The 11,256-nt window shown below is 71.9% G+C and carries 8 protein-coding genes, 1 tRNA gene and 1 pseudogene; 3 read left to right on the top strand and 7 right to left on the bottom strand.

Annotated features, from left to right (window positions below; genetic code table 11):
* The 3 genes from DZG00_RS17460 to DZG00_RS07365 all read right to left on the bottom strand — a co-directional run.
* On the bottom strand, nt 1-1,093 hold a 1,093-nt coding region (locus DZG00_RS17460; RefSeq protein WP_304650933.1), incomplete at its 3' end, for a PT domain-containing protein.
* 218 nt (nt 1,094-1,311) lie between these two features.
* Nucleotides 1,312-1,662 carry a histone-like nucleoid-structuring protein Lsr2 gene (locus DZG00_RS07370; RefSeq protein WP_119382775.1) on the bottom strand — a complete coding sequence of 117 codons (351 nt, stop codon included), beginning with the start codon at nt 1,660-1,662 and terminating at the stop codon, nt 1,312-1,314.
* A 374-nt stretch (nt 1,663-2,036) separates the two neighbouring features.
* A complete protein-coding gene (locus DZG00_RS07365) occupies nt 2,037-2,819 on the bottom strand; it encodes an L-threonylcarbamoyladenylate synthase (RefSeq protein WP_119382774.1) in 783 nt (260 codons plus the stop codon).
* Between the two features lie 211 nt (nt 2,820-3,030).
* Between DZG00_RS07365 and DZG00_RS07360 the strand changes: the two genes are divergently transcribed.
* Nucleotides 3,031-4,662, top strand: coding sequence for an SNIPE associated domain-containing protein (locus DZG00_RS07360; RefSeq protein WP_119455495.1), 1,632 nt, complete (start codon nt 3,031-3,033; stop codon nt 4,660-4,662).
* Between the two features lie 9 nt (nt 4,663-4,671).
* On the opposite strand, the pseudogene DZG00_RS07355 reads toward DZG00_RS07360, so the two are convergent.
* Nucleotides 4,672-4,812 (bottom strand): annotated as a pseudogene (locus DZG00_RS07355) (helix-turn-helix domain-containing protein); the annotation flags it as partial.
* Nucleotides 4,813-5,308: 496 nt separating this feature from the next.
* On the opposite strand from DZG00_RS07355, the gene DZG00_RS07345 reads away from it, so the two are divergent.
* The gene (locus tag DZG00_RS07345) at nt 5,309-6,421 is read left to right on the top strand and encodes a type I restriction endonuclease (RefSeq protein WP_119382016.1); all 1,113 of its coding nucleotides are present in this window, start codon (nt 5,309-5,311) and stop codon (nt 6,419-6,421) included.
* A gap of 27 nt (nt 6,422-6,448) precedes the next feature.
* Here DZG00_RS07345 and DZG00_RS07340 read toward each other — a convergent pair whose 3' ends face one another.
* The 3 genes from DZG00_RS07340 to DZG00_RS07330 form a co-directional block, all read right to left on the bottom strand.
* Entirely contained in the window at nt 6,449-6,781 is a 333-nt protein-coding gene (locus DZG00_RS07340) for a HepT-like ribonuclease domain-containing protein (RefSeq protein WP_119382017.1), read from the bottom strand.
* The gene (locus tag DZG00_RS07335) at nt 6,781-7,242 is read right to left on the bottom strand and encodes an XRE family transcriptional regulator (RefSeq protein WP_119382018.1); all 462 of its coding nucleotides are present in this window, start codon (nt 7,240-7,242) and stop codon (nt 6,781-6,783) included. Before DZG00_RS07335 ends, DZG00_RS07340 begins: the two co-directional genes overlap by 1 nt.
* A gap of 39 nt (nt 7,243-7,281) precedes the next feature.
* A tRNA-Arg gene (locus DZG00_RS07330) sits at nt 7,282-7,353 on the bottom strand.
* Between the two features lie 234 nt (nt 7,354-7,587).
* Between DZG00_RS07330 and DZG00_RS07325 the strand changes: the two genes are divergently transcribed.
* A partial coding sequence (locus DZG00_RS07325) for a DUF4011 domain-containing protein (protein WP_119455494.1) occupies nt 7,588-11,256 on the top strand: 3,669 nt, incomplete at its 3' end.

Below are 11,256 nucleotides of genomic sequence, written 5' to 3'. Positions count from 1 at the left end.
CCGTGGGGGTCGGCGTCGGAGCCGTCGCGGTGGGGGTCGGAGCCGTCGGCGTGGGCGTCGGGGCCGTCGGCGTGGGGACCGGAACGGTGGGCGTCGGGGTCGGCGCGGTGGGCGTCGGGACCGGCGTCGTGGCCGTCGGGGTGGGCGCCGGCGTGGTGGGCTCGACGGTCGGTGCGACGGTGGGCTCGTCGGTCGGTGCGACGGTGGGCTCGTCGGTGGGTGCGACGGTGGGCTCGTCGGTGGGTGCGACGGTCGGCTCATCGGTCGGGGCGACCGTCGGCTCGTCGGTCGGGGCGACCGTCGGCTCGTCGGTCGGGGCCACCGTGGGCTCGTCGGTCGGTGCGACCGTGGGCTCCTCGGTCGGCTCGACGGCGGGTGACACGAAGTTCCGGATCACCGTGCTGCAGCGGACGATGCTGCCGGCGGCCGCGGATCCGTTGCACTGGTCGACGGGGACCTGGAGCGCCGAGGACGTGGTGGAGGACGTGGTCACGGTGCATTCGACCGTGCTGCCGCCGCCGTTGCCCGAGCCGTTGCACTGGGTGACGTCGGCATTCGTGGTGCTCGCGATGGGGGAGCAGTTGACGACGCTCCCGCCGCCCTGTCCGGATCCGATGCACTGGTTCACGGTGGCGGCGGTGTTCGTGCTCTCGCCGACGATGTTGTTGGTGATGTCGACCGTGCAGATGACGTTGCTGCCGCCGGCCGCGACCCCGTTGCACTGCTCGACCGCGTTAACGATGATCCCGTCACGCTGCAGCTCCGACGTGGTGCAGAGGGGTGCTCCGGCGGCACCCTGGCACACGGTCGTGGTGACGGTGGACGAGCCGACCTGCGTGGCGAGGTCGATGTCGTTGACGACCGTGACGTCGCATCGGACCTCGACGCCCGCGCCGGTCGGCGTGGAGTTGCACTGCGATGCGGTCTCGAGGGAGACGACGGCGGACGCGGATTGGACCTGGCCGGTCATGCCGACGACGGCGACGAGCGCGATGAGCGCTGCGCCCGCCGATGCGAGGAAGCGCCCGCGGAGGGAACGACGGGGACGGCGAGCGGGAATTGCGGTCCCGGGTGATGCGAGGTGTTTCGGCACGGTGCTCCTTGTTCTCGGCCAGCGTGCTCGTGCTCCCGCGACCGTGTCGCGACGGACGCGTGACGCGCGCGTGACGCGCGGCGCGGCGCGTCCTCCCGCCCGCTGTTCCCGGGGGTGCGGAATTCCTTACGGCGCACCTCGGAGACGACGAAGAGGGCCGATCCTGCGGCGGATCGGCCCTCTTCGTGATGCTGCGCGCGGTGCGCGCGTCGTGTCGCCTACTTGTTGGCGCGGTACTCCTCGAGCAGGTCGGCCGAGATGCGGCCGCGCTCGGAGACCTTGTGGCCGTGCTCGCGGAGCCACTCGCGGGCGGCGCCCAGGTCCTCCTTGGGCGCGCTGGAGGAGGAGCGGCGCGCGCCGGTGGAACGGCCGGTGGAGGCGCGGCCGACGCGGCGGGCGCGGTCGACGTAGGTGTCCAGCGCCTCACGGAGCTTCGCGGCGTTGGCGTCGCTCAGATCGATCTCGTAATTCACGCCGTCGAGCGCGAACGGGACGGTCTCGCCCTTTCCCTCTTCGATGACGACGCCGTCGATGTCGTCGACGAGTGTGGTGACAACCTTGCGAGCCACGTCTGTTCCTCTCATTGCGGATGGTGCATCAGATGATGCGGCGCTGGCCACGATACCCGTCTCGCCCGGGAAATCCGACATCGTGCGTGAATCGGCGACGGAAATCACCGGGAATGCCCGTGAATCCGCGGCGCGGCGGCCTCGCGAATCGTCTCCGCGTCCTCTCCGGGCGCATTCCGCCCCGTCCGGGGGTGCTGCCGGCCGTGTTTCCCGAGCGCGCACGCGGCGAACGGCGCGCATATCGCAGAGGAATGCCACGAGATCTCCCCACATATGGAATTACGCGGGGCGGACCACGAATGCGCGCGAGGGGATGCGCGAGGGCCCGCGGAGACCTGCTCCGCGGGCCCTCGTCGGCGCTCGACCCGGCGGGATCAGTAGTACTCGCCGTGGCGGTAGTCCCACGACGGGAACGACCGGGCGAGCGCCGACATGATGGTGTCCACCGCGAGGCCGCGGCGGATGAGCGTTGGGTTCGGGCTGACCGAGCGCGCGCCGCGCTGCTCGGGGATGAGCGCGCCGGACGCGTCGACCATGGAGACCATGACGCCCTGCTCGTGGCGGCTCGTCTCGTCGAGGCCCGGCTGGATGGACGCGACGTAGTCGTCGGCCGCGACGATCAGGTCGGCCTGCTGCTCGATGCGCTCGCCGATGCCCTCGACCCGGCCGCGGTTGCCCTTGCCGGACGGGTTGGCGGAGCTCGCGAAGGACAGGCGGCGGCTCTCCCACAGGCGCTCGGCGAGCTGCTCGGCGGGGCGGCCGAAGCGGATCACGAAGCAGCTGGTGCCGCGGCGGTCCATGGCGAGCTCGCCGGCGACCGCGTCGGGGATGAGGTGCTTCGCGTCCTCGCGCCACGGGAGGATGCAGCCGAGCAGCACGTCGGCGTCCCAGTGCTCCTGGTAGAAGGCGAGGATCTCGTCGTTCAGCACCGCGAGCTCCTGCAGCTGCTCGATGCTCGTGCAGAGCACCACGCCCGGCTTCTCGCGGTTGCGCTGCTTGGCGTCGAACTTGCGCTCGAGGCCCGTGCCGTCCGTGGTCATGAGGATGTAGCCGACCTTCGTGGCGGCCACGACGAGGCCTCCTGGCGCCTCGAGGGCCCGGGCGGCGCGCTCGTCGAGGGAGCCGTCCCAGGGGATCGTGCGGGTGGTGTCGGTCATGGGCGCGTGCCTCTCGTGCGTGTCGGGGTGGATCCGCCGGAGCGCACCTGCGTCGGGCCGGGGTGCGCTGCGCCGCGCGTGCGGCGGCTGAGCGGTGGGATCGACGGTAGGCGCGGTGCGGCGGCGGGGCGGGCGAGCGTCCACAGGGAGCGGCGGCCGCGGCCTCGAACGGGGGCTCCTCGCGGCCGGGGCGGCTGCCTAGCCTGAGGGCATGAGCGCTGCTGCCGGCTGGTACGACGACCAGGATCCCCGCTACGTCCGCTGGTGGGACGGCGCGCAGTGGACCGACCACGTGCAGCCGCGGCCCGACGCCGCGCCCCAGCCGACGGCGCCGACGCCGGAGCGGGATCCGGAGCCCGAGCCGTCCGCGTCCGCCGCGCCGCCCGTCGACCGCCTCTCGAAGCGCGAGGCCCGGGAGCGCGTCGCGCACGCCGAGGCGCACATCGCCCAGCTGGAGGACCTGATCCGGCGCCACGGCATGCGCGAGTACGCCGATGTGGACGACTACCGGCAGCGGGCGGAGGCGGAGGCCGAGGCGGCGCGGCGCACCGGGGCCGAGGCGGCGTCCGCGCTCGTCGCCGCGGCGCAGGAGGAACGCGACCGGATCCTGACGGAGGCCGGCGCGGTGCGCGCGCAGGCGGAGGCGGACGCGGGAGCGGTGCGCTCGCGGGCGGAGGCGGACGCCGGTGCGGCGCGTCTCCGAGCCGAGGCGGAGCTCCAGGCCGTCGACCAGGACGTGCACGAGCGGATCGAGGCCCGCCTGGCCCTCGACGCGGAGCTCGCGGCCGTACGTGCCGAGCTCGTGGAGGTGACCACGACGGCGGATCTGCAGAGCGTCGGCCTGTTCGACTACGACCACCCGGCGGAGACCTCGGCCGAGCTCGCGTCCCGGTTGGAGTCGCTGCGGTACACGATCAAGAACGCCGTCCGGGACAAGCGGGCGGTGACCGCGACGACCGGGTTCACGTTCAACGGATCCGAGTCCCAGGGGCGCCGGTTCGTGAGCGACATGTCGAAGGTGCTGCTGCGCGCCTACAACGCGGAGGCGGAGAACGCGCTGAAGGCGACGAAGGCCGGCAACCTCCACGTCGCGCAGACGCGGCTGACCCGGGCGGCCGAGCAGATCGCCCGGAGCGGCACGATGATCGACCTCCGCATCGAGGACGGCTACCACGAGCTGCGGCTCGAGGAGCTCCAGCTCGCGAGCGCGCACCTCCGCGTGCTGCAGGCGGAGAAGGAGATGGAGCGCGAGCGCCGGGCGGAGCTCCGCGAGCAGGCGAAGGCGTCCGCGGAGCTGCAGGCGGAGCACGACCGCCTCGACAAGGAGCGCGCCCACTACGCCGCGACCCTGGCGGCGCTGGAGAGCAAGGGCGACCTCGAGGGCGCGGCGCGCATGCGGGACCGGATCGAGGACGTCGACCGCGCGCTCGTGGAGGTCGACTACCGCGCGGCGAACGTGCGCGCCGGCTACGTCTACGTGATCTCGAACGTCGGCGCCTTCGGCGAGCGGATGGTGAAGATCGGCATGACGCGGCGGCTCGAGCCGATGGACCGGGTCGTCGAGCTCGGCGACGCGTCCGTGCCGTTCCGCTTCGACGTGCACGCCCTGTTCTTCGCGGACGACGCGGTGGGCGTCGAGGCGATGCTGCACCGGACCTTCGCGGATCACCGCGTGAACCGGATCAACCTCCGGCGGGAGTTCTTCTACGTCACGCCCGACGAGGTGCTCGACGCCCTGAAGGCGCATGCGGTCGAGATCGTCGAGTTCGACCTGCACCCGGCGGCGGAGGAGTACCGGGCCAGCCGTGCGCTCGACGAGGCCGCAGCGGCGCCGGCCGCCTGACGGTCCGCGCTACGCCTCCGCCGCCAGCACCGTGAAGCAGGCGAGGTGGAGGGCGAGGCGCGTCTCGGCGTCCTGGAGGTCGACCTGCAGGATGCGCTGCACCCGCTGGATCCGCTCGGTCACGGTGTTGCGGTGCACCGCGAGGATCGAGGCGGTCTCCCGTGGTCACGGCGACGTCCGCCACCCGCTGCACGACGCGGAAGCCGAGCATCACGACCGCGGGGAGGATGAGGCCGAACGCGAGCGACCGCGCCCACACCGGCAGCCACGGCATGATCGAGTCGAGGCCGGACGCGGAGACGCCCGAGTGGATCTCGAACCGGCCGATGAGGCCGATGCCGAACGCCAGGCCGATGAGCGCCGGGCCGTCGTCCCCGGAGCCCGTCCAGCGGGACGGGATCGAGGCCGTCAGCCCCTCGCGCTGCCCGATGAGGCCCATGCAGATGCGGACGACCCCGAGGATGACGGCGCCGATGGTGGCCGCCCGGAAGCTCGCATAGCGTCGTGTCGGGGGTGTGAAGGTGGCGGACGCCGTGCCTCGTGGACCTCGTCGACCCCGCCGTCAGCCCGAAATGGGGCCACCGGCACCTCCATGAGCACGCATCGACATCCGTATCGTCGGCATCACCGAGACGAGGGAGTCCCCATGGAATTCGCCGAACGACTGGCCGCCCTGGCCCTGAAGGTCCGCAACCAGCGCGAGGCCATCCAGACGGAGGAGGCCACGAAGAACGCGTTCATCATGCCGTTCATCTCCACGATCCTCGGATACGACGTCTTCAACCCCCTCGAGGTGGTCCCCGAGTTCACTGCGGACCTCGGCCTGAAGAAGGGCGAGAAGATCGACTACGCGATCATGCGCGAGGGCGAGGTGCAGATCCTCATCGAGTGCAAGAAGTCGACGGAGCCGCTCAAGATCGAGCACGCGTCGCAGCTCTTCCGCTACTTCGCCGTGACGAACGCGCGCATCGCGGTGCTCACGAACGGCGAGGTCTACCACTTCTACACGGACCTCGACGCGCCGAACCGCATGGACGAGAAGCCGTTCCTGGTGCTGGATCTCGCGGACATCGACGAGACCCTTCTGCCCGAGCTGATGAAGCTCACCAAGGACGTGTTCGACCTCGACTCGATCATCAGCGCGGCGGGCGAGCTCAAGTACGTCGGGGCGCTCAAGCGCGCGATCGCGGCGGAGTTCCGCGAGCCGACCACGGAATGGGTGAAGCTCCTCACCCGTCGCGTGTACGACGGGTCGTTCACGGAGAAGGTGCGCGAGCAGTTCACGACGCTCGTCGCCAAGGCGTCGAAGCAGTACCTGAACGAGCAGGTGAACGACCGCCTGAAGACGGCGCTCGGCGCGCCCGCGTTCCCGTCGGCGCCGACCGCGGCCTCGGCCGACGTGATCACGAGCGAGGAGGTCGTGGAGGCGGACCTCGACCGCGACACCGAGATCGAGACGACGCTGGAGGAGCTCGAGGGCTACCAGATCGTCAAGGCCATCGCCTGCAGCGAGGTGAAGCCGCAGCGCGTGGTGCACCGGGACGCGAAGTCGTACCTCGCGATCCTCCTCGACGACAACAACCGCAAGCCCATCGCCCGCCTCCACTTCAACGGCAAGAAGCAGAAGTACCTGGGGCTGTTCGACGCGCACAAGGTCGAGACGCGCCACCCGATCGGGTCGCTCGACGAGATCTACGCGCACGCGGACACGATCCGCGAGGCCATTCGCGTGCACGCGGGCGACGCGGTCGGGGCCTAGCCCCCGCCGGAGACGCGAGGTGCGGCGTCAGACGCCCAGAGCCGCCCCGATCTCCGGGAACTCCACCGCGACCACCCGCCACAGCACCTCCATGTCCGTCCCGTCGTAGTCGTGCGCGAGGAAGTTCCGCACAGCGCGGATGCCCCTCCAGTCGACCTTCGGGTGCTCGTCGCGGAACGACGCGGGCAGCCGGCCGGCCGCCGTCGACAGGTCCACGACGAGCGATCGGGCGATCCGTCGTTGCTCGTCGTCGTCAGGGTCGGTGAACCGCGCATGCCCGCGGTTCGCCACGCGTCGAGCGGAGGCGGCGAACCGGGCGATGTCGGCGAGCAGGCTCGGGATCCGCTCCTCGTCGCGCATCAGAGGGTGACGGCCTCGGCGAGGATGCGGTCCATGACCGGCCCCGTTCCGCGGTCGGAGACGACGTCGACGTGGATGCCCAGCAGCTCCGCGACCTCATCCATGAACGCCGCGAGGTCGAACAGCGAGGCGTCGGGGGCGGGGTGCACGAGGAGGTCCACATCGGACCCCGCGCGGGCCTCTCCTCGTGCGACCGATCCGAACACGCGCACGTCGCTGAGACGCCGACGCGCGGCCACCTCCAGGATCGGCTCGCGTGCCGCTCGGACCCGGTCGAGCGACGGGATCCCCAGCGCGGCGCGAAGGCGTGCCAGCGTCTCCGCGGACGGCTGCCGGCGTCCGCTCTCGTAGGCGGCGATGTTGGGCTGCGGCACATCGGCGAGCGCGGCGAGCTCACGTTGGGACAGCGCGGCGAGACGGCGGAGGCGCTGCAGCTCCTCGCCGACGGAGGCATCGCTCATGGCCGTGATGATAGCGGGTCGATATCGCGAAGCGGAGGGTGCCCCTGGAGGGACTCGAACCCCCAACCCTTTCCTTAGGACGGAACTGCTCTTCCATTGAGCTACAGAGGCTGACCGGCCCATGGTAGCGGAGGCCCGCCCACGCGGCCGAGGCGCGGCCGCTCCGCGACGAGCCGGGCGACGATCGCCGACGGGTGCCGCAAATCCGGCCCCGCGCCGCCCCGCCTGCCGGTTTCCCCACCCGCCGCGTCGTACTGTTGCCGGGTGTGGCGTGCCAATGAACGATCCGACGACGACGACGACCTGCTCTCCGGGTTCGCCGCCGAGCCTCTTGAGGACCCCCACGTGAATGCTTCCCACAACAGCACCAGCCCCCACGACCTCCGGGTCGGCGACGTGCACCTGGGGAGCGCCAACGTGGCCGAGCCCCGCTGGCGCGAGTGGCGCGAGCAGCTCGCCGCCATCGGCGGCACCTCTCCTCTCCTCCACTTCGTGGACGCGCCGGGCTCGCGCATCGAGTTGAGCACCACGCACCCGGGCGGCCTCGCGCAGTTCATCACGGGCAAGACGACGCTGCTGTCGTCCCTGATCCGCGACGAGCTCGCGCTGCGCAGCGCCCGCAAGGCCGCGAACCGCATCACCCAGAAGGGCATCGAGCTGGTCTCCGCCCGGGGCATCGAGTCGATCCACCTGGCCATCGGCCTCGCCGAGTGGCGCTTCGCCGACGAGCAGTTCCGCGCGCCCGTGCTGCTGCGCCCGCTCGCGATCCGCCGCCACGGCAGCGACTACGAGGTGCGCCTCAAGGGCCAGCCCTTCCTCAACCCGGCGCTCGCGCGTGCGCTCGAGGAGCAGTTCCAGATCACGCTCGACGCCGACTCGTTCGTCGCGCTCGCGGTGCAGAACGGCGCGTTCAAGCCGCAGCCGGTCATCGACCGCCTGCGCGGACTCACCTCGCACCTGCCCGCGTTCGCCGTGCAGCCGCGCCTCGTCGTCTCCTCGTTCGCCGAGGTGGGCCGTGCGCTCGCCGAGGACGCGGCGGACCTCGAGCACCTCGTCATCGACGCCATCGCCGGCAACCCCACCGCGAAGTGGGGCGTGGGCGAGGCGTACGCGCCCGTGGACCCGATCCCGCAGGACCAGCGCCCGCCCGTCACCGACACCCTGCTGCTCGACGCGGATCCCGAGCAGGAGTACGTCATCGCGCAGATCAACGCGGGCAACTCGCTCGTGGTGACGACGCTCCCCGGCACGGGCGGCACGCAGACCATCGTCAACTCCATCGGCTGCCTCGTCGCGCAGAACAAGCGCGTGCTCGTCGTGAGCCCGCGGGCGTCCTCGCTCAAGGGCATCGGCCAGCGCCTCGCCGACGTCGGCCTCCCCGGCCTCGCGGTCGCGCCGAAGTCGCTGAAGCGCGACGTGGTGCAGTCCATCGTCCGAAACGAGAAGGCGGCTCCCGCGCAGACCGCCGAGGTCGACGACGCGCTCGTGCGCCTGCGCCACGTGCTGCTCGACTACCGCTTCGCGCTCGGCCGCCCGGACAGGGACCTCGGCGTCTCCGTGCTGGACGCGCTGGGTGAGCTGTCCCGCCTCGCCCTCCTGCCGGATCCGCCTGCCACCACCGCGCGCCTCACCCGCGACGCCGTGGTCGCCATCGCGCACGACCGCGCGAGCGCCGCCGCCTCCCTCGTCAAGGCCGCGAGCCTCGGCGAGTTCCGCTACGGACCCGGCGACTCGCCCTGGTACGGCGCGAACTTCCCCACGAGCGCCGCCGCGACCCACGCGCACGACCTCGCGAAGTCGCTGTCCGCCGAGGGCCTGCCGCGCCTCCTCGAGCGCGCCGACGAGCTCATCGGCCAGACCCGCATGCGGGCCTACAAGTCGATCGACGAGCTCGGCGTCTACCTCCGCCTCCTCCTCGACGTGCGCGAGACGCTCGACAAGTTCCAGCCCGTGGTGTTCGACCGGTCGCTCAGCGAGATCATCGCGGCCACCGGATCCCGCCGCGACGCCCCCGAGATGACGAGCATCACGCGCCGTCGCCTCCGCAAGCTCGCGCGCGAGTACGTGCGCCCCGGCGTCCACATCTCCGACATGCACGAGAGCCTCAAGGCCATCCAGAAGCAGCGGATCCTGTGGCAGCGCTACGTCGCGGTCGGCTCCACGCCCGAGGTGCCGCGCGGCATCTCGGACGTGCACGTGCGCTACCAGGAGGTCGCCGCCGACCTCAAGGTGCTCGACGAGCCGCTGAGCATGCTCACCCGCCCGACGCCGCTCGGCGAGCTCCCCGTCGACGAGCTGCGCGAGAAGGTCGCCCAGCTCGCGGAGGACAGCGAGGTGCTCCAGAACCTGCAGGAGCGCACGTCCCTCCTGGCGGAGCTGCGCCGCCTCGACCTCGACCCGCTGCTCCGCGACCTCTCCGACCGGCACGTGCCGCAGGAGGCCGTCGCCGCCGAGCTCGAGCTGGCCTGGTGGCAGTCCGTGCTCGAGCAGATGCTCGCGGGCGACAAGGCCCTCCTCAACGCGAACACGAGCGTGCTCGACCGGCTCGAGTCCGACTTCCGCCTCGTCGACGAGGCGCACGCCACCGCCAGCGCGGGCCTGCTCGCGTGGCAGCTCGCGGAGACGTGGAAGATCGGCGTGGTCGACTGGCCCGAGGAGGCGCACCACCTGCGCCAGCTGCTCGGCGGATCCGCCCCCGTCGACGCCGCGGCCCTCCACCACTCCGCGCCCCACCTCTCCCGCACCATCGCGCCGGTCTGGCTCGCGTCGCCCTACGAGGTGCCCGCGATCACCGACGAGATGCCGTTCGACGCCGTGTTCCTCGTGGACGCCGGCGCGATGACGCTCGCGGAGGCCCTCGGCGGCATCCGGCGCGGCAAGCAGACCGTCGTGTTCGGGGATCCCGTCACCCAGACGCCGTCGCCGTTCACCATCGCGGTCGTGCCGCAGCCCGAGCGCTCGACCCCGCAGCTCGCGGACGACGACTCCACGCTCGAGGAGCGCCACGCCGACTCCGCGCTCGCGCGCCTCGGCGAGCTGCTCCCCACCCTCTCCCTCACGCGCAGCTACCGCGCGGGCGGCGAGGACCTGGCCGAGCTCGTCAACCGCCGCTTCTACGGCGGCCGGATCCAGTCCCTCCCGTGGGCGGGCACGTTCCTCGGCCACGGCAGCCTGTCGCTCGACTTCGTCGCCGACGGCCACGGCATGCCGGATGAGGACACCGGCGCCGTCGAGAGCGTCGACGCCGAGGTGATCCGCGTCGTGGAGCTCGTGCTCGACCACGCGAGCCACCGTCCGCGCGAGTCGCTCATGGTCATCACCGCGAGCGCCCGGCACGCCGTGCGCGTGCAGCAGGCCGTCCTCCACGCGGCCGCCAAGCGCAGCGACGTCACCGAGTTCTTCATCGGCGACCGCGCCGAGCCGTTCATGGTCGCGACCCTCGAGCAGTGCGTCGCGCAGAGCCGCGACCGCGTGATCTTCTCGGTCGGCTACGGCCGCACCCCGCACGGCCGCGTGCTGTCGAACTTCGGCGCCCTCGCGGCGCCCGGCGGGGAGCGCCTGCTCGCCGTCGCGATGACGCGCGCCCGCCGCTCGATGGTGGTCGTCTCCTGCTTCCAGCCCTCGGACATCGACCAGGACCGGATGAAGCACGGCATCGTCGCGCTGGCCCAGATCCTCTCGGAGGCGGAGGCCCGCTTCAAGGAGGACCCGATCCCGGACGACGGCGACGCCATGCTGGTGGACCTCGCCCGCCGCCTCGAGGGTCTCGGCCTCGCGCCCGCCCTCGGGCACCGCGACAAGCTCGGGCTCGTCGCGTCCTACGGCGGTCGTGCGATCGCGATCGAGACGGATCCGGTCGTCAACCAGACGAGCCTCCGCGAGTCGCTGCGCCTGCGCCCCGAGATGCTCAAGCGGCTCGGCTGGCACTACCTCCGAGTGCACTCCTTCGAGCTGTTCGCGGATCCGGACGCCGTCGCCCGCCGCATCGCCACCGCCCTCGGCGCGATCTCGGAC

It is taken from the genome of Clavibacter lycopersici, assembly GCF_003576405.1.
Lineage (GTDB): Bacteria > Actinomycetota > Actinomycetes > Actinomycetales > Microbacteriaceae > Clavibacter > Clavibacter lycopersici.
This window is presented reverse-complemented; position numbering and strand designations above follow the sequence as displayed.